Below are 18,245 nucleotides of genomic sequence, written 5' to 3' on the forward strand. Positions count from 1 at the left end.
CCTGTGGCACGTCGCGAACCGGAATCCGGCTCAGCGGACCTCGTGGCCCGCTTCCCTCAGCGCTCCCTTGACCTCGCCGATGCGCAGGTCGCCGAAGTGGAAGACGGAGGCCGCGAGGACAGCGTCCGCGCCGGCGGCGATGGCCGGAGGGAAGTCGGAGAGCTTGCCCGCGCCACCGGAGGCGATCACCGGGACGGTCACGTGCTTGCGCACGGCCGCGATCATCTCGGTGTCGTAGCCGTCCTTGGTGCCGTCCGCGTCCATCGAGTTGAGCAGGATCTCGCCCGCGCCCAGCTCGGCGGCCCGGTGCGCCCATTCGACGGCGTCGATGCCGGTGCCCTTGCGGCCGCCGTGCGTCGTCACCTCGAAGGAGCCGGTGGGCGTGCGCCGGGCGTCCACGGACAGGACGAGGACCTGGCGCCCGAAGCGCTCCGCGATCTCCTGGATCAGTTCGGGGCGCGCGATGGCGGCCGTGTTCACGCCCACCTTGTCCGCGCCGGCCCGCAGCAGTCTGTCGACGTCCTCGGCCGAGCGGACGCCGCCGCCCACGGTGAGCGGGATGAAGACCTGCTCGGCGGTGCGGCGCACCACGTCGTAGGTGGTCTCGCGGTTGCCGGAGGAGGCCGTGATGTCGAGGAAGGTCAGCTCGTCGGCGCCCTCGGCGTCGTACAGCTTGGCCATCTCGACGGGGTCGCCCGCGTCGCGCAGGTTCTGGAAGTTGACGCCCTTGACGACGCGGCCGTTGTCCACGTCCAGGCAGGGAATCACGCGTACGGCGAGGCTCATGACGACGCTCCTCGGTAGGCCTCGAGTTCGACTTCGACGAGGACACGGGGGTCGACGAAGCCCTCGACGACCATCAGGGTCGTCACGGGACGCACGTCGCCGAAGACCTCCTTGTGGGCCCGGCCCACGGCGTCCACGTCGCGGGCATGGGTCAGCAGCATCCGGGTCCGGATCACCGACTCCGGGCCGAGTCCGAACTCGGCGACGGCCTCCAGGGCGGTGGCGAAGGCCACCTTGGCCTGCTCGTACGGGTCGCCCTCGCCGTACAGCACCGTGCCCTTGAAGGACGTGGTGCCGCCGACGACCACCCGGTCGCCCGCCGCGACGGCCCGCGAGAAGCCGAAGGCGTCCTCCCACGGGCTGCCGCTGCTCACCCGTTCCGTGCCGCTCATGCGGAGGCCACCGCCTGCAGGGCCTCCTCCAGGGTGAAGGCCTTCGCGTAGAGCGCCTTGCCGACGATCGCGCCCTCGACGCCCAGCGGCACGAGCCCGGCGAGGGCCCGCAGGTCGTCCAGGGAGGAGACGCCGCCGGAGGCGACGACGGGCTTGTCGGTGGCCGCGCAGACGTTCTTCAGGAGCTCCAGGTTGGGGCCCGTGAGCGTGCCGTCGCGGCCGATGTCGGTGACGACGTAGCGGGCGCAGCCCTCGGAGTCGAGGCGGGCCAGCGTCTCGTAGAGGTCGCCGCCGTCGCGGGTCCAGCCGCGGCCCTTCAGGGTGGTGCCGCGCACGTCGAGGCCGACGGCGATCCTGTCGCCGTGCTCGGCGATGACCTTGGCGACCCACTCGGGGGTCTCCAGGGCGGCGGTGCCGAGGTTGACCCGGGTGCAGCCGGTGGCGAGGGCCGCGGCGAGCGAGGCGTCGTCACGGATGCCGCCGGAGAGCTCGACCTTGATGTCCATGGCCTCGGTGACCTCGCGGACCAGGGCGCGGTTGTCGCCGGTGCCGAAGGCGGCGTCCAGGTCGACCAGGTGGAGCCATGCGGCGCCGGAGCGCTGCCAGGCGAGGGCGGCCTCCAGAGGGGAGCCGTAGGAGGTCTCGGTGCCGGACTCGCCGTGGACGAGGCGGACGGCCTGGCCGTCACGGACGTCGACGGCGGGGAGGAGTTCGAGAGTGCTCACAGGGTTCCGATCCAGTTGGTGAGGAGCTGGGCACCGGCGTCGCCGGACTTCTCGGGGTGGAACTGGGTGGCCCACAGGGCGCCGTTCTCGACGGCGGCGACGAACGGCTCGCCGTGGGTGGCCCAGGTGACCTTGGGCGCGCGCAGGGTGGGGTTGCCGATCTCCAGGGTCCAGTCGCGCACCGCGTAGGAGTGCACGAAGTAGAACCGGGCGTCGGCGTCCAGGCCGGCGAACAGCTCGCTGTCGGCGGGCGCGTCCACGGTGTTCCAGCCCATGTGGGGCACGACGGGGGCGTCGAGCGGCTCGACGGTGCCGGGCCACTCGTCGAGGCCCTCGGTCTCGACGCCGTGCTCGATGCCGCGGGCGAAGAGGATCTGCATGCCGACGCAGATGCCCATGACGGGCCGTCCGCCGGACAGCCGGCGTCCGACGATCCAGTCGCCGCGGGCCTCCGTGAGGCCCCGCATGCAGGCGGAGAAGGCGCCGACGCCGGGGACGAGGAGTCCGTCGGCGTTCATCGCCTTCTCGTAGTCGCGGGTGATCTCGACGTCCGCGCCGACCCGGGCGAGGGCCCGCTCGGCGGAGCGCACGTTGCCGAAGCCGTAGTCGAAGACGACGACCTTCTTGGGGGTGCCCGCCGTCATGACCACACGTCCAGACGCAGGACGCCGGCCGACAGGCACATCACGGCGCCGATGGAGAGCAGCACGATGAGGCCCTTGGGCATCTTCTGCTTGACGAAGGAGTAGATGCCGCCGAGCAGGAAGAGCCCGACGACGATGAGGACGGTGGAGAGGCCGTTCACGGTTAGAGGGCGCCCTTCGTCGAGGGGAGGATGCCGGCGGCGCGCGGGTCGCGCTCGGAGGCGTAGCGCAGGGCACGGGCGAGGGCCTTGAACTGGCACTCGACGATGTGGTGCGCGTTGCGCCCGTACGGCACGTGGACGTGCAGCGCTATCTGCGCCTGGGCGACGAAGGACTCCAGGATGTGCCGGGTCATCGTGGTGTCGTAGGAGCCGATCATCGGCGCCATGTTCTCGGGCTCGGTGTGCACCAGGTAGGGGCGGCCGGAGAGGTCGACGGTGACCTGGGCGAGCGACTCGTCCAGCGGGACGGTGCAGTTGCCGAAGCGGTAGATGCCGACCTTGTCGCCGAGGGCCTGCTTGAAGGCGGCGCCCAGGGCGAGGGCGGTGTCCTCGATGGTGTGGTGCGAGTCGATGTGGAGGTCGCCGTCCGTCTTCACGGTCAGGTCGAACAGACCGTGCCGGCCGAGCTGGTCGAGCATGTGGTCGTAGAAGCCGACCCCGGTCGACACGTCGACCTTTCCGGTGCCGTCGAGGTCGATCTCGACGACGACGGAGGTCTCCTTGGTGGTGCGCTCAACGCGGCCTACGCGGCTCATGCGTTCTGCTCCTTCTTCAGCTCACGAACCGCGTCGAGGAACGCGTCGTTCTCTTCGGGGGTGCCGGCGGTGACCCGGAGCCGGCCGGGTACGCCGTTGTCCCGGACCAGGACGCCCCGGTCGAGGATCTTCCGCCAGGCCGCGTGGGAGCCCTCCGCTCCGTCGAAGCGGCCGAACTGCACGAAGTTGGCGTCGGACTCGGTGACCTCGTAGCCGATGGCGCGCAGCTCGGCGACCAGCCGGTCGCGTTCGGCCTTGAGCTGTTCGACGTACCCGAGGAGGGTGTCGGTGTGCTCCAGGGCGGCGAGGGCGGTGGCCTGGGTGACGGCCGAAAGGTGGTACGGCAGTCTCACCAGCTGGACGGCGTCGACCACGGCGGGGTGGGCGGCGAGGTAGCCCAGACGCAGTCCGGCGGCGCCGAAGGCCTTGGACATCGTCCGGGAGATCACCAGGTTCGGGCGGCCCTCGACGAGGGGCAGCAGCGAGGCCCGGTGGCTGAACTCGACGTAGGCCTCGTCGACCACCACGAGGGAGGGCTTGGCGGCCTGGGCGGCGTCGTACAGCGCGACGACGGTCTCCGCCTCGACGGCGGTGCCGGTGGGGTTGTTGGGCGACGTGACGAAGACGACGTCCGGCGCGTTCTCCGCGATGGCCTGCTCGGCCGCCGCGAGGTCCAGGCGGAAGTCCTCGTCGCGCGGACCGGAGATCCAGCCGGTGCCGGTGCCGCGGGCGATCAGGGCGTGCATCGAGTACGAGGGTTCGAAGCCGATCGCGGTACGGCCGGGGCCGCCGAAGGCCTGCAGCAGCTGCTGGAGCACCTCGTTGGAGCCGTTGGCCGCCCAGACGTTCTCCCGGGCGACCGGGTGCCCGGTCGTGCGGGTGAGGTAGCGGGCGAGCTCGGTGCGCAGTTCGACGGCGTCCCGGTCGGGGTAGCGGTTGAGGCCGCGGGCGGCCTCGGCGACCCGTTCCGCGATCCGGGCCACCAGGGGCTCGGGCAGCGGGTAGGGGTTCTCGTTGGTGTTCAGCTGGACGGGCACGTCGAGCTGGGGCGCGCCGTAGGGCGACTTGCCCTTCAGCTCGTCACGGATCGGCAGGTCGTCGATCCCGATGGTCTTGCGCTGGGTCACTTGCTCTCGGGGACCTTCCATCCGAACCGTGCCTTGATCGCCGCGCCGTGCGCCGGGAGGTCCTCCGCCTCGGCGAGGGTGACCACGTGGTGGGCGACCTCGGCGAGGGCGTCGCGCGTGTAGTCCACGATGTGGACGCCGCGCAGGAAGGACTGGACGGACAGGCCGGAGGAGTGGCAGGCGCAGCCGCCGGTGGGCAGCACGTGGTTGGAGCCCGCGCAGTAGTCGCCGAGGGAGACCGGGGCCCAGGGGCCGACGAAGACGGCGCCCGCGTTGCGGACCCGGTCGGCGACGGCGGCGGCGTCGGCGGTCTGGATCTCCAGGTGCTCGGCGCCATAGGCGTCGACGACCCTGAGGCCGTCGGCGATGTCCTTGACGAGGACGATCGCGGACTGCTTTCCGGCCAGGGCCGGGACGATCCGGTCGTCGACGTGCTTGGAGGCGGCGACCTGGGTCTTCAGTTCGGCCTCGGTGGCCTCGGCCAGCTCGGCGGAGTCGGTGACGAGGACGGAGGCGGCCATCGGGTCGTGCTCGGCCTGGCTGATCAGGTCGGCGGCGACGTGGACGGGGTCGGCGGTGGAGTCCGCGAGGATCGCGATCTCGGTCGGGCCGGCCTCGGCGTCGATGCCGATGCGGCCCTTGAGGAGGCGCTTGGCGGCGGCGACGTAGATGTTGCCGGGGCCGGTGACCAGGTTGACGGGGGCGCAGCCGGGATCGCCGGCGGTGCCTTCGGTGCCGTACGCGAACATAGCGACGGCCTGGGCGCCGCCGGCGGCGTAGACCTCGTCGACGCCGAGGAGGGCGCAGGCGGCGAGGATCGTGGGGTGCGGGAGGCCGCCGAACTCCCGCTGCGGCGGGGAGGCGACGGCGAGGCCCTCGACGCCGGCTTCCTGGGCGGGCACGACGTTCATGACCACGGACGAGGGGTAGACGGACCGGCCGCCCGGCACGTAGAGGCCGACGCGCTCGACGGGGATCCACTTCTCGGTGACCGTGCCGCCGGGCACGACCTGGGTGGTGTGGGTGGTGCGGCGCTGCTCGCGGTGGACCTTGCGGGCGCGCCGGATGGACTCCTCCAGGGCCGCTCGGACGGCGGCGTCGAGCTCGTCGAGGGCGCGGGTCAGCGCCTCGGCGGGGACGCGCAGGCTCGGCACGCGGACGCCGTCGAATTTCTCCCCGTAGTCGATCACGGCCGCCGCGCCGTGATGCCGGACGCCCTCGCAGATCGGCCGCACCTTCTCCAGGGCGGCTTCCACGTCGAACTCGGCACGGGGCAGCAGGTCACGCAGGGCGGAACCCTCGGGGAGGGCCTCGCCGCGCAGATCGATTCGAGAGATCACGGCTCAATTCTCGCAGACGCCCCACAACGCCGGACGTCCGTATCACTGGCTGATACGCATCGCGGACACCCGTACCACTGGCTGATACGGGCCACTCTGGCGTCTTGTCGCCACTCCTGACCGTTAGCGTTCAGTCCGTCACTCAGCGGGAAGAACGGCTGTACGAATCCGGGAAAGCGGAATCGTGGGAAGCGAGGGGGCGGCAGTGACCGAGCCGCGCGAGGACGACGGGATGCCGGAGGGCCTGACCGGGCCGGAGGAGGTCATGTGGAGGGCGTTCCGGGTGGGCGGGACGTGTGACCTGAGGGAAGGGATACCCGAGCGGGACGATCCGTTCGCGCTGCGGACGCCGTGGGGGCCCGAGCGCAGCGTCCGGGCGGAGATCGTGGCGCTGCTGCTGCTCGAGGGGCCGCCGGCCGTGGCCGGGCGGGTCGCGGCGCTGAAGCTGCGCGGGGCGCGGATCACGGGGGTGCTGTATCTCGCGGGCGGCACGATCGGGCCGTACGTGGAGCTGCAGGGCTGCCGGTTCGACGGCGAGGTGGTGCTGCCCGAGGCCCACTTCGGGACGCTGCGGATGGTGGAGTGCGCGATCCCGCGCCTGGAGGCGGCGCGGCTGCACACGGAGGGCGACCTGCACCTGCCGCGCTGCCGGGTCGAGCGGGGCATCCGGCTGACGGACGCGCAGATCGGCACGGACCTGCTGATCAACCAGATCCGGGTGTGGCCGGACCGGCGCGGCCGGGCGGTCACGGCGGACGGCATGGTGGTCGCGCAGGACTTCCAGGCCGAGCTGATCGAGACGTACGGGGAGGTGAGCCTGCGCGGCGCGAAGGTCGGCGTGTCGCTGAGCCTGCGGGGCAGCGTGCTGCGCGGGGCGCAGCACCGCCGCGCGCTGAACGCGCCGCAGCTGACCGTGGAGCGCACGCTCTACCTGAACGCGGCGTGGGTCTACGAGACCTCGGGGAACGCGACGGCCACGCCGCCGTACGGGGTGACGCCGGCGCAGGGCGCGCGGCGCAAACCGGTCGAGTGCCACGGCGGGGTGCGGCTGGACGACGGCCGCTTCGGCGACTCGGTCGACCTGAACCACGCCCGGTTCGTGCTGGACGGCTCGCGGCGGGAGGAGCTGTCGCTGCGCCGGATCGTGACCCCGGAGCTGCGGTTCAACGGGGAGCGCCCGGAGGAGGGCCGGGTGGTGCTCAACGGGGCGAAGGTGGTGACGCTGATCGACCTGGCCGGCAGCTGGCCGGGCCCGGGCGGGCTGGCGATCAACGGCTTCCTCTACGAGAACCTGGTGCCGTACGGGCACTTCCCGCTGGCCCGGCGCCTGGAGTGGGTGGCGGCGGCCACTCCGGAGTACGCGCCGGAGCCGTACGAGCGGCTGGCGACGGTGCTGCGCAACAGCGGGGAGGACGCGGACGCCCGCGAGGTGCTGCTCGCCAAGCAGCGGCGGCGCCGCGAGACGCTGCCGGTGGCCGGGAAGCTGTGGGGCTGGGTCCAGGACCTGACGGTGGCGTACGGCTACCGGCCCGGCCGGGCGGCGCTGTGGATGGCCGTCCTGTGGGCGGCGGGCACGGTCGCCTTCTCGCACTACGACGCGGTGCCGCTGAAGCCGGGCGAGTCGCCGCACTGGAACGCCCCGCTGTACGCGCTCGACCTGCTGCTCCCGGTGATCGACCTGGGGCAGGTGGGCTTCTGGCGCCTGGAGGGCTTCTGGCAGTGGGCGTCCACGGTGCTGATCCTGCTGGGCTGGGTGCTCGCCACGACGGTGGCGGCGGGCGCGTCGCGGCTGCTGCGCCGGGGCTGACGGCTTCCGGTTGTGCGGGCGGGGGGTGGCGCGGGCATTCCTGTCGTGCGGTCAGGGGGCGCGGGCATTCCGGTTGTGCGGGCGGGGGGTGGCGCGCGCACCGATTCGCCCCTTCCTTTACGTTGTCTTGACCCCCGTCAGCACAACCTTCCCGCCGCCACCAAAGCTTCACAGTCCCCCACTGGCGCGGCCCTCACCTGCGGTTTTCAATGTTTCGCACCATGTCACTGCTCCGCGCCCTGATCGGCACCTCCCGCATGGTCCGGCACGCCCCGCGGCTCGCCGCCGCGCTGACGCCGGACGACGACGTGCTGCTCGACGCGCCGGACGGGCGGCTCGCCCCGGCACTGGTCGCCGCCGCGCTCGACGACCCGGAGCCGGCCGCCAAACTGCTCGCCACCACCCGCGACGCGGCCGAGTGGGAGGAGCGGGACCGCTACGTCACGCGGCTGAGCGCCTTCGCGTACCGCAGGGACGGCTGGCTGGAGCACTGGCTGTCGGCCGCGCCGCACGACCCGGACGCCCTGCTCGTCACCGCGCAGCTGGCGGTCCGCCGGGCCTGGGAGTCGCCGGCCAGGGCGGAACGGCTCCGCGAGCTCGGCCCGCTGATCGAGGCCGCCGCCGAGGCCGCGCCGCGCGACCCGGTGCCGTGGCGGCTCGCCCTGGACCACGCGCGCGGCACCCACGCCGGGCACACGGTCTTCGAGGCGCTGTGGGAGCAGGCCGTACGCCGCGCCCCGCACCACTACGGCAGCCATGTGGCCGCGCTGAAGTACCTGTCGGCGCAGTGGTACGGCTCGCACCGCGAGTGCTTCGACTTCGCCGAGCAGGCCGCGGAGGACGCGCTGCCCGGCTCGCTCGCCCAGGCACTGCCGGTGCGGGCGGCCTTCGCCCAGCTGCTCGCCGCCCCCGGGCGCGAGCACGGCGTGCGGGCCGGCCGGATCGACGCGGCGGCCGACCGGGCCCTCGCCCTGTCGGCGGAGTACCCGGCGGGCGCCCTGTGGCCGGCCGAGGTGCGCAACCTGCTCGTGCGCGTCCTCGTGGAGCGCGGCCGCTGGCACGACGCCCTGGCGGAGTTCGGCCGGATCGGGCCGCAGGCCAGCACGTTCCCGTGGACGCTGGTCGCCGAGGACCCGCTGCACGGCTTCCTGGAGGCACGCGCCCGCACGGTCCGGGAAGCGGCCCGGCGCATCCCGCTGGGCGCGGCCGCCGGGCCGGCCGCCTGAGGTGTCCGCGCCGGTTGCGGGACGGGCCGACGGGGGCGCGCCCGGCGGCCATTACGCTTGACCGCTGTGACCACCGCCCGTCTGCCTCTCTTCCCGCTGAACACGGTGCTGTTCCCCGGGCTCGTGCTGCCGCTCAACGTCTTCGAGGAGCGGTATCGCGCCATGATGCGCGAACTGCTGCGCACGGACGAGTCCGAGCCGCGGCGCTTCGCCGTCGTGGCGATCCGCGACGGCCGTGAGGTCGCGCCGACGGCGCCGGGCCTCCCGGACCAGACGGCGCTGCCGGAGAAGGGACCCGCGGCCGGTTTCGGCCCGGACCCGGTCCAGGCCTTCCACCGCGTCGGCTGTGTGGCCGACGCCGCGTCGATCCGGCAGCGCGCGGACGGCGGCTTCGAGGTGATGGTCACCGGCACCGTCCGCGTGCGGCTGCTCTCCGTCGACGCGAGCGGGCCTTTCCTCACCGCGGAGGTCGAGGAGATCCCCGAGGAGCAGGGCGAGGAGGCGGACGCGCTCGCGGAGAGCGTGCTGCGCGCCTTCCGCTCGTACCAGAAGCGGCTCGCGGGCGCCCGGGAACGGTCGATGACGACGAGCGAACTGCCGGACGACCCCTCGGTCGTGTCGTACCTGGTCGCCGCGGCGGCCGTGCTCGACATCCCGGCCAAGCAGCGGCTGCTCCAGGCACCGGACACGGCGACCCGGCTGCGCGAGGAACTCACCCTGCTCCGCTCGGAGACGGCGGTGCTCCGCCACCTCCCGTCGCTGCCCGCGGTGGACCTCACGCGCGCGCCGACCAGCCCGAACTGAGCGAGGAACCCGTGGCGAAGAAGCAGAAGAAGAACGGCGGCGGCACCCCGGCGACGGTGGCGCTGACGGCCGCGGGCACGCCGTACACGCTGCACGCGTACGAGCACGACCCGGCGACCGCGTCGTACGGCGAGGAGGCGGCCGAGGCCCTGGGCGTCTCCCCCGACCGGGTGTTCAAGACCCTGGTCGCCGACGTGGACGGCGAGCTCACGGTCGCCGTCGTCCCGGTCGCCGGCCAGCTCGACCTGAAGGCACTGGCCGCGGCGGTCGGCGGCAAGCGGGCGGCGATGGCGGACCCTGCGGCGGCCGAACGCACCACCGGCTACGTGCGCGGCGGCATCTCCCCGCTGGGCCAGCGCAAGCGCCTGCGCACGGTCCTGGACGACTCGGCCTCCGGCCACGAGACGATCTGCGTCTCGGCGGGCCGCCGCGGTCTGGAGGTCGAACTGTCCCCGAAGGACCTGGCGACCCTGACGAACGCGGTCCTGGCGCCGATCGGGCGCGGCTGACCGCGCGCCGGCGCGGCACCGGGGCCGCTCCCCGCCGTCGTCCGCTCAGCCCTGCGGCGCCGCGGGCGGCGTCTGGTGCGGCGCCGGCTCGGTCCAGGTCGTCCCGTCGTCCTCCGGCTCCGGGTCGCGCGGGCCGAACAGGGCCGTCAGGCCCAGGTGGACGAGCATCGCGGCGATCGGCCAGGCCAGCAGCGCCGCTGCGCCCATCTTGAGTTCCAGCGGCGCCTCGAAGACGACGTCGGGACCGACCGCCTTGGCGTGCCCGACGACGTCGCGGTCCGGGCCGAACCAGACGCCCACGCCCCAGGCGAGCAGTGAGCCGAGGACACCGCCGGCCGCGAGGCCGAGGACGAGGGCGATGCCGCCGTGCCGGTGGATCAGGAACACCAGGGCTGCGGCCAGCGCGCCGAAGCCGAGGGCGAGGAGGACGAAGGTGCCGTCCATCCCGATGGCCGACTCGCCTTCGCTGTTCTTGAGGTAGACGGCCTTGCCGTCGGAGAACAGCGTCACCCGCGGCGCGAGCCACAGCCACAGCAGACCGAGCAGCAACCCGCCCGCCACGGACGCGGCGACCACCACGGCGGACTGCCGCAACTCGGTCGCCGTGCTCGGGGCGCCGCCCGATGCGGGCGGCACCGGCTCGGGCGCGGGCCAGGCGGAGTCGTGCGGCGGCGGCTGGTGCGGCGGAGTCAGAGGTGCGGTCACGACGCCATCGTGCCAGGTGCGGCTGTGAGCCGCCTCAGCGGACCTGGGCCCGGGCGGCGCTCAGCGGACCGCGGCCCTCCGGTACGCCCGGGTGGCGACCGCGAGCGAGACGACGCCCACCGCCCCGCACACCGCGAGGTCGAGGCAGACCGCCGTCCAGTCCGGGTGGGTGTCGAAGGTACGGGCCAGGGCCTCCACCCCGTACGTGGAGGGCAGCAGGTCCCGTGCCCAGCCGATCGGGCCGGGCAGCCGCTCGGCGGGGAGCACGCCGAGCAGCAGCGCCGCCGACATGCCGAGCTGGCCGAGCAGGGTGGCGAGCTCCTGCCGCGGGGCGAGCAGGCCGAGCGCCGCGCCGAGACCGGAGAGCGCGGCCCCGGACAGCGGCACCACGGCCGCGAGGATCCACAGGTGGCCGAGCGGCAGCCCGAAGAGCAGCGAGCCGGCGACCGCGGTCACCAGCGTCCCGGGCACGGTGAAGGAGGCGTACGCGCCGGCCGCACCGAGCACCACGGCCGCGGGCGGCACGGGCAGCGTCGCGTAGTGGTCGAGCCCGCCGCTCGCGCGCAGCTGTCCGAAGTACTGGGCGAGCAGGTTGAGCGCCACGAAGGCGACGACGAGCACGGCGGAGCCGGCGACCACGGCGCGGGCCTCCGAACCGCCGTCGACGACGCCCCGCATCAGGACCATGATCCCGATCGACTGGAAGGTCGCCACGAAGAGCAGCGGGATCCGGGCGACCCGGGCGCGCGAGAGCTGGGCGCGGTAGACCGCGCCGAGCGCGGGGAACAGCCGGGCGCGCGGGGCGAGCGGGGCCGCGTCCGGCTCCTCGTCGCGGGGCCGGCCGACGGGCACGCCGGCGGTGACGGCCTCGGCGGGCAGGGTGCTCAACTCGTCCAGCTCCTGACGGTCGACACGGACACGTACACGCTCGGGAACGTCACAGGGCGCGTCATGCCTTCACCAGTCCCCGGGTCTCGCCGCCGAGCGCCAGGTACACGTCCTCCAGGCTGGGCGTCGCCAGGGTGAAGTCGTCCAGGGCCGCGAAGGCCGCCCCGCCGGTCACCGCGGCGACGGCGGCGCGGGCCTCGTCCGGGGCGAGCCGGAGCACCCAGCGGCGGCCGGACTCCTGCGCGGAGGTGCGCAGCGCGGCGACCTCGGGGACGTCCAGCGGGGCGCGCTCGCGCCAGACGAGTTCGACCCGCACCTCGCCGGCGACGCGCTCCTTCAGTCCGGCGGGGGTGTCGCAGGCGATGACCCGGCCGCGGTCGAGGACGGCGACCCGGTCGAGGACGGTCTCGGCCTCGATGACGTTGTGGGTGACGAGCAGGACGGTGGTGCCGCGGTCGGCGCGCCGCCGGTCGACGGCGGCCCAGACGGCGCGGCGGGCGACCGGGTCCATGCCGGTGGTGGGTTCGTCGAGGACGAGGACGGGCCGCTCGCCGACGAGGGCGGCGGCGACGCAGGCGAGCCGGCGCTGGCCGCCGGAGAGCTTCTTGAGGGGCCGGCCGGCGAGCTCGCCGAGTCCCAGCTCGTCGAGGACGGCGTCGCGCTCGGCGCGGGCCTCGCGGGTGCCGAGGCCGCGCAGCCGGCCGGTGGTCTCGGCGGCGAGGGCGACGGTCAGCTCGTCGAGGGCCGTGGACTCCTGGCCGAGGTAGGCGAGGAGCCGGGAGGCGCGCTCGGGGTGGCGGACCAGGTCGTGGCCGAGCATCCGGACGGAGCCGGAGTCGGGGCGCATGAGGCCGGTGAGCTGGCGGACGAGGGTGGACTTGCCGGCGCCGTTGGGGCCGAGCAGGCCGAAGATCTCGCCGCCGCGCACATCGAGGCTGATCCCGTCGGTGGCCCGTACCTCGGGGGTCGCGGGCGTGCCGCGTCTGCCGCGTGTGGCGGGGTACGTCTTCACCAGGTCCCGCACCGCGCACACCGTACTCACAAGGGAGGAGCCTACGGGGTCCCCCGGCTCTCCTCGGGCCCGGGGGCGTGCTGCGCGGCGGCGTGGACGTCGATCTCGCGCCAGAAACCGGCCCGGATCGCGTAGCGGTCGTGCTCGTCGATCTGGTCGTCCTTGTGGGCGAGCAGGCCGAAGCGGGCCGCGTAGCGGAGCAGTTCGCCGTCGATGCGGTGCGGGATGCGCGGGTACATGGTGGCGAGCTTGGGAACGTGGCCGGGCTCCGGGAGCCGGTCGAGCCAGCGGCGGGCGAAGACCTGGCCGACCTCGTAGGGGTCGCCGCCGACGGTGGTGATGTCCTCCTCGCGGTCGGCCCAGCGCTGCTCGGCGCTGGTGAGCTGGGCGAGGGTGGGCAGGGACGCGGTCTCGGCGGGTTCGCCGAGGGGCGGGGCGGGGCGGTCGATCCAGCCCCGGTCTGAGGACCAGCGCAGGGTGGCGCCGTGTGTGTGGGGCGCGGCGGCCGGGGCGGAGGCGCGCAGGGCGGCGAGGTCCTTGGGGGTGGGGACGGTCTTGTGGGAGGCGGGCGCCGGGACGGCGGCACCACCCGCCGGTTCGGCGGCGGGGGCCCGGTCGGCGTCCGGGGTGCCGGCGGGGGCGGCGGGCGCGGCGGAGCCGTTGTGCCGGGTCGCGGCGGCCCGCTCGGCGGAGGCGGCGAGGGCGGACTCGGGCAGCGGGGCGGAGAGGATGGCGGCGATCTCGGGGCGGGGCGCGGGCGGCGGGGCGCACGGTCCGGTGAGCTCCCTGGGGCGGATGGCCCGGGTGATCCAGACCCGGTCGAGGACGCGCCGCTCGTCGGCCTCGGCGACCAGGTCCTCGGACTGGTTGTAGTCGCCGTCGGCGGCCTGGACGGCCCACAGGTGGACGGCGACGCCGTGTTCCTTGGCGGACATCAGGCCGGGCAGCAGGTCGCCGTCGCCGGTGACGAGGACGATGTCGGAGCAGGCGCGGTTGCGGGAGAGCTCGGTGAGCTCGGTGTGCATGGCCGCGTCGACGCCCTTCTGGGCCCAGCGGCCGTCGCTGCGGGTCAGGGCTCCCAGCCGGACGGTGACACGGGGCATGACGCGCAGCCGGCGGTGCTCGGGCTGCGGCACCCGGTCGGGTGCTCCGTCGAACCAGTAGATCCGCAGCAGCGGCTGCTGGGTGTCGGCCTCGGCGCGTTCGCGCAGCTGCTGGACGAGCGCGGCGTGGTCGACGGTGATCCGCGAGCGGGCCGGTTCTCCGGCGAGGAGGCTGGCGGCGGCGCCAAGGAGGTAGCCGGCATCCACCAGGACGACGCATCGGTCCACGTGTTCCACCCTCTTTCGGAAAGCGCTTCGGGAAACTTCGGGAAGCCCTGCGGGAACCTCGGGATCGGAAGTGCTCCGGGTTCCTCCGAGTCTGCCCGACCGCGATGGGGTTGACGTCCGGAACTGGATCATCGGCGTGGCGGATCTCACGCGGAAGCGCCCGGAGGCGGCGCTCACCGTCCGTAATGATCCAAAATGCGGCGCTTCCTGCCGTGTGTGAGTCTGGCAGCGGCCCTGGCCCCCACACCCCTTTGAGGAGGCATCATCACCATGGCCAAGAACCGGAAGCAGGACCGCAGTCAGCAGCGCGGCTCGCAGGCCGAGCGCGGTGCGCAGCAGGCCCAGCAGTCTTCGATGGAGTCCCAGGCCGAGCACCGCGCCACCCAGATCACCCCGGGTGACGTGGCCCGCAAGGGCCGGCAGAAGCGTTTCGGCCACAACTGACGAGCCGACGGCGGAGAAGCCGACGGCACGCAGCCGACGGCAAAGGGGCGCGCCCGTGACGACGGGCGCGCCCCTTGCGCGTACGGCGGAGGCCGGGCGTCCGGCAGTTCTGTGCCTAGCCGGCCAGGCAGGACGGGCCGAGCAGCACCTTGAGGTCGCCGAAGAGCGCCGGGTCGGGCTGGACCCGGTGCCGGTCGAGCCGGAGCACGGTGGTCGAGCGGGGCCCCTGGAGCTTGATCCTCACCTCGGTGTTGCCCTTGTGGTGCTGGAGGATCTCGCCCAGCCGGCTGATCATCGGCGGGGTGACCTTGACCGTCGGGATGGTGAGGATGACCGGCGCGTTGGTGCCCGCGTTCGACAGGTCGGGGACCATCAGCTCCATGGCGACCAGGCGGGGGACGTCCTCGCGCTTGTCGAGCCGGCCCTTGACGAAGACGACCGCGTCCTCGACCAGCTGGGTGGAGACCAGCTGGTAGGTGGCCGGGAAGAACATGCACTCGATGGAGCCGGCCAGGTCCTCGACGGTGGCGATGGCCCAGGCGTTGCCCTGCTTGGTCATCTTCCGCTGGAGGCCGGAGATGATGCCGCCGATGGTGACGACCGCGCCGTCCGCGTGTTCGCCGCCGGTGAGCTGGGAGATGCCGGCGTCGGTCTTGTCGGACAGGACGTGCTCGAGGCCGAAGAGCGGGTGGTCGGAGACGTAGAGGCCGAGCATCTCGCGCTCCTGGGCCAGCAGGTAGGACTTCTCCCACTCGACGTCGGAGAACTCGACGTCGAGGCCGAAGCCCGGCTCGTCGGTGCCCTCGTCGCCCATGCCGCCGAACAGGTCGAACTGTCCCTCGGCCTCCTTGCGCTTGACCGCCACCACGGTGTCGATCATGGGTTCGTGCTGGGCGACCAGGCCCTTGCGGGTGTGGCCCATGGTGTCGAAGGCGCCGGCCTTGATCAGCGACTCGATGGTCCGCTTGTTGCAGACGACGGCCTCGACCTTGTCCAGGAAGTCCGGGAAGGAGCTGTACTTCCCCTTGCTCTTGCGGGTCCTGATGATCGACTCGACGACGTTGGCGCCGACGTTGCGGACGGCGGTGAGGCCGAAGAGGATCACGTCGTCGCCCTGGGCGGCGAAGTTCGACTCGGACTCGTTGACGTTCGGCGGGAGCACCTTGATGCCCATGCGGCGGCACTCGTTCAGGTAGACGGCGGACTTGTCCTTGTCGTCCTTGACCGAGGTGAGCAGTCCCGCCATGTACTCGGCGGGGTAGTTCGCCTTGAGGTAGGCGGTCCAGTAGGAGACCAGGCCGTACGCGGCGGAGTGCGCCTTGTTGAAGGCGTAGCCGGCGAACGGGACCAGGACGTCCCAGAGGGCCTGGATGGCCTCGTCGCTGTAGCCGTTCTTCTGGGCGCCGGCCTGGAAGATGGTGAAGTTCTTCGCCAGCTCGTCGGGCTTCTTCTTGCCCATGACGCGGCGGAGGATGTCGGCCTCGCCGAGCGAGTAGCCGGCGATGATCTGGGCGGCCTTCTGGACCTGCTCCTGGTAGACGATCAGGCCGTAGGTGACGTCGAGGACCTCCTTGAGGGGCTCCTCCAGCTCCGGGTGGATCGGAGTGATCTCCTGCTGGCCGTTCTTGCGCAGGGCGTAGTTCGTGTGCGAGTTCATGCCCATCGGGCCCGGGCGGTAGAGCGCGGACACGGCGGAGATGTCTTCGAAGTTGTCGGGCTTCATCAGCCGCAGCAGGGACCGCATGGGTCCGCCGTCGAACTGGAAGACGCCGAGGGTGTCACCGCGCTGGAGCAGTTCGAAGGTCTTCGGGTCGTCCAGCGGCAGGGCGAGCAGGTCGAGCTCGACGCCCTTGTTGGCCTTCACCATCTTGACGGCGTCGTCCATGATGGTGAGGTTGCGCAGGCCGAGGAAGTCCATCTTCAGCAGGCCGAGCGACTCGCACTGCGGGTAGTCCCACTGCGTGATGGTGACGCCGTCGGTGTGCCGCACCCAGATCGGGGCGTGGTCGACGATCGGCTCGCTGGACATGATCACGCCGGCCGCGTGCACGCCCATCTGCCGGACCAGGCCCTCGACGCCCTTGGCGGTGTCGATCACCTTCTTCACGTCCGGCTCGTTCTCGTACATCGCCCGGATCTCGCCCGCCTCGCTGTAGCGCGGGTGGGAGGGGTTGGTGATGCCGTCGAGGTCGATGCCCTTGCCGAGGACGTCGGCGGGCATGGCCTTGGTGAGCCGGTCGCCCATCGCGTACGGGTAGCCGAGGACGCGGGCGGAGTCCTTGATCGCGTTCTTGGCCTTGATCTTGCCGTACGTGCCGATCATGGCGACCTTGTCGGCGCCGTACTTCTCGGTCACGTACCGGATCACCTCGACGCGCCTGCGCTCGTCGAAGTCGATGTCGACATCGGGCATCGAGATGCGCTCGGGGTTGAGGAAGCGCTCGAAGATCAGGCCGTGCGGGATCGGGTCGAGGTCGGTGATGCCCATGGCGTACGCGACGATCGAGCCGGCCGCGGAGCCTCGGCCGGGGCCGACGGCGATGCCCTGCTTCTTCGCCCACATGATGAAGTCGGCGACGACGAGGAAGTAGCCCGGGAAGCCCATCGAGATGATGGTGTCCATCTCGTACTCGACCTGCCGCATGCGGTCCTCGGGGATGCCGTCCGGGAAGCGCCGGTGCATGCCCCGCATGGTCTCCTCGCGGAACCAGGAGACCTCGGTGTAGCCCTCGGGGATGTCGAACTTCGGCATGAGGTCGCGCTTCTCGAACATGCCGGTGGTGTCGATCTGCTCGGCGACGAGCAGGGTGTTGCGGCAGCCCTCCTGCCAGGCGTCCGAGGAGTCGACGGCGTACATCTCGTCCGTGGACTTCAGGTAGTAGCCGGTGCCGTCGAACTTGAAGCGGTCCGGGTCCGAGAGGTTCTTGCCGGTCTGGATGCACAGCAGGGCGTCGTGGGCGGCGGCCTCGTGCGCGTACGTGTAGTGCGAGTCGTTGGTGACCAGCGGCGGGATGCCGAGCTTCTTGCCGATCTCCAGCAGGCCGTCGCGGACCCGGCGCTCGATCTCGATGCCGTGGTCCATCAGCTCCAGGAAGTACCGGTCCTTGCCGAAGATGTCCTGGTACTCGGAGGCGGACTTCAGGGCCTCGTCGAACTGACCGAGGCGCAGCCGGGTCTGCAGTTCGCCGGAGGGGCAGCCGGTGGAGGCGATCAGGCCCTCCGACCACTGCGAGATGGTCTCCTTGTCCATCCGGGGCCACTTCTGCAGCCAGCCCTCGGCGTACGCGTCGGAGGACAGCCGGAAGAGGTTGTGCAGTCCGGTGCTGTTCGCCGCCCAGATGGTCTTGTGGGTGTAACCACCGGAGCCGGAGACGTCGTCCTTCTTCTGGTGCGGCTGGCCCCACTGGATCTTCCGCTTGTTGCGGCGGGACTCCGGGGCGACGTAGGCCTCGATGCCGATGATCGGCGTCACGCCGGCCTTCTGGGCGGTGTGGAAGAAGTCGTACGCGCCGTGGAGGTTCCCGTGGTCGGACATGGCGATGTGGGTCATGCCCATCTCGTTGCACGCGTTGAACATGTCCTTGAGCCGCGCGGCACCGTCCAGCAGGGAGTACTGGGTGTGGACGTGGAGGTGCGTGAAGGGCGGCTTGGTCACGGGGGATGCCTCCTGCGGATTCTGGGGGGTCAGCGTGGAAGTCTACGTCGCCCCACTGACATCGGTCGGGCACCGGGCGGTACGTTCGCGCGT

At 72.4% G+C, this 18,245-nt stretch carries 18 protein-coding genes; 5 read left to right on the plus strand and 13 right to left on the minus strand.

The window, feature by feature from the left end; all coding sequences use genetic code 11:
* Positions 1 to 30: 30 nt before the first annotated feature.
* Genes hisF through hisD form a run of 8 tightly spaced genes read right to left on the minus strand, consistent with a single transcriptional unit; the run spans position 31 to position 5,771 of the window.
* On the minus strand, positions 31 to 786 hold the full coding sequence (gene hisF, locus ESG85_RS22905; protein WP_128982207.1) for an imidazole glycerol phosphate synthase subunit HisF: 756 nt from the start codon (positions 784 to 786) through the stop codon (positions 31 to 33).
* Complete coding sequence (locus tag ESG85_RS22910; protein WP_128982209.1) at positions 783 to 1,178, minus strand: RidA family protein; 396 nt, start codon at positions 1,176 to 1,178, stop codon at positions 783 to 785. The genes hisF and ESG85_RS22910 overlap by 4 nt, the downstream gene beginning before the upstream one ends.
* Positions 1,175 to 1,903: a bifunctional 1-(5-phosphoribosyl)-5-((5-phosphoribosylamino)methylideneamino)imidazole-4-carboxamide isomerase/phosphoribosylanthranilate isomerase PriA gene (gene priA, locus ESG85_RS22915; protein ID WP_128982211.1), complete on the minus strand. Its 729-nt coding sequence runs from the start codon at positions 1,901 to 1,903 to the stop codon at positions 1,175 to 1,177. The genes ESG85_RS22910 and priA overlap by 4 nt, the downstream gene beginning before the upstream one ends.
* On the minus strand, positions 1,900 to 2,547 hold the full coding sequence (gene hisH, locus ESG85_RS22920) for an imidazole glycerol phosphate synthase subunit HisH (protein ID WP_128982213.1): 648 nt from the start codon (positions 2,545 to 2,547) through the stop codon (positions 1,900 to 1,902). The genes priA and hisH overlap by 4 nt, the downstream gene beginning before the upstream one ends.
* A complete protein-coding gene (locus tag ESG85_RS35095; RefSeq protein WP_164986297.1) occupies positions 2,544 to 2,708 on the minus strand; it encodes a hypothetical protein in 165 nt (54 codons plus the stop codon). Before ESG85_RS35095 ends, hisH begins: the two co-directional genes overlap by 4 nt.
* Positions 2,709 to 2,710: 2 nt before the next feature.
* Positions 2,711 to 3,304, minus strand: a complete 594-nt coding sequence (gene hisB, locus ESG85_RS22925) for an imidazoleglycerol-phosphate dehydratase HisB (protein ID WP_030492957.1) — start codon at positions 3,302 to 3,304, stop codon at positions 2,711 to 2,713.
* Positions 3,301 to 4,431 carry a histidinol-phosphate transaminase gene (locus ESG85_RS22930; protein ID WP_246095225.1) on the minus strand — a complete coding sequence of 377 codons (1,131 nt, stop codon included), beginning with the start codon at positions 4,429 to 4,431 and terminating at the stop codon, positions 3,301 to 3,303. Before ESG85_RS22930 ends, hisB begins: the two co-directional genes overlap by 4 nt.
* Positions 4,428 to 5,771 (minus strand): histidinol dehydrogenase, encoded by a 1,344-nt coding sequence (gene hisD / locus ESG85_RS22935; protein ID WP_128982217.1) that lies wholly within the window; start codon positions 5,769 to 5,771, stop codon positions 4,428 to 4,430. The genes ESG85_RS22930 and hisD overlap by 4 nt, the downstream gene beginning before the upstream one ends.
* Positions 5,772 to 5,976: 205 nt before the next feature.
* Between hisD and ESG85_RS22940 the strand changes: the two genes are divergently transcribed.
* From ESG85_RS22940 to ybaK, 4 genes are all read left to right on the plus strand, one after another.
* Positions 5,977 to 7,578, plus strand: coding sequence for an oxidoreductase (locus ESG85_RS22940; protein WP_128982218.1), 1,602 nt, complete (start codon positions 5,977 to 5,979; stop codon positions 7,576 to 7,578).
* A 209-nt stretch (positions 7,579 to 7,787) separates the two neighbouring features.
* Positions 7,788 to 8,804 (plus strand): hypothetical protein, encoded by a 1,017-nt coding sequence (locus ESG85_RS22945; RefSeq protein WP_246095226.1) that lies wholly within the window; start codon positions 7,788 to 7,790, stop codon positions 8,802 to 8,804.
* Positions 8,805 to 8,870: 66 nt separating this feature from the next.
* On the plus strand, positions 8,871 to 9,608 hold the full coding sequence (locus ESG85_RS22950) for an LON peptidase substrate-binding domain-containing protein (protein ID WP_128982220.1): 738 nt from the start codon (positions 8,871 to 8,873) through the stop codon (positions 9,606 to 9,608).
* Positions 9,609 to 9,619: 11 nt separating this feature from the next.
* Positions 9,620 to 10,117, plus strand: a complete 498-nt coding sequence (gene ybaK / locus ESG85_RS22955) for a Cys-tRNA(Pro) deacylase (protein ID WP_164986299.1) — start codon at positions 9,620 to 9,622, stop codon at positions 10,115 to 10,117.
* A 45-nt stretch (positions 10,118 to 10,162) separates the two neighbouring features.
* On the opposite strand, the gene ESG85_RS22960 is transcribed toward ybaK, so the two are convergent.
* The 4 genes from ESG85_RS22960 to ESG85_RS22975 form a co-directional block, all read right to left on the minus strand.
* Entirely contained in the window at positions 10,163 to 10,822 is a 660-nt protein-coding gene (locus ESG85_RS22960; RefSeq protein ID WP_128982224.1) for a DUF2567 domain-containing protein, read from the minus strand.
* Positions 10,823 to 10,882: 60 nt separating this feature from the next.
* The gene (locus ESG85_RS22965; RefSeq protein ID WP_181019088.1) at positions 10,883 to 11,710 is read right to left on the minus strand and encodes an ABC transporter permease; all 828 of its coding nucleotides are present in this window, start codon (positions 11,708 to 11,710) and stop codon (positions 10,883 to 10,885) included.
* 61 nt (positions 11,711 to 11,771) lie between these two features.
* The gene (locus ESG85_RS22970) at positions 11,772 to 12,743 is read right to left on the minus strand and encodes an ABC transporter ATP-binding protein (RefSeq protein ID WP_128982298.1); all 972 of its coding nucleotides are present in this window, start codon (positions 12,741 to 12,743) and stop codon (positions 11,772 to 11,774) included.
* Between the two features lie 20 nt (positions 12,744 to 12,763).
* The gene (locus ESG85_RS22975) at positions 12,764 to 14,062 is read right to left on the minus strand and encodes an NYN domain-containing protein (protein WP_128982226.1); all 1,299 of its coding nucleotides are present in this window, start codon (positions 14,060 to 14,062) and stop codon (positions 12,764 to 12,766) included.
* Positions 14,063 to 14,323: 261 nt separating this feature from the next.
* On the opposite strand from ESG85_RS22975, the gene ESG85_RS35100 reads away from it, so the two are divergent.
* Positions 14,324 to 14,497 (plus strand): hypothetical protein, encoded by a 174-nt coding sequence (locus tag ESG85_RS35100; protein WP_164986300.1) that lies wholly within the window; start codon positions 14,324 to 14,326, stop codon positions 14,495 to 14,497.
* Positions 14,498 to 14,612: 115 nt separating this feature from the next.
* Here ESG85_RS35100 and dnaE read toward each other — a convergent pair whose 3' ends face one another.
* Positions 14,613 to 18,152 (minus strand): DNA polymerase III subunit alpha, encoded by a 3,540-nt coding sequence (dnaE, locus tag ESG85_RS22980; protein WP_128982228.1) that lies wholly within the window; start codon positions 18,150 to 18,152, stop codon positions 14,613 to 14,615.
* Positions 18,153 to 18,245: the final 93 nt, after the last annotated feature.

Source organism: Streptomyces roseicoloratus (assembly GCF_004117935.1).
Lineage (GTDB): Bacteria > Actinomycetota > Actinomycetes > Streptomycetales > Streptomycetaceae > Streptomyces > Streptomyces roseicoloratus.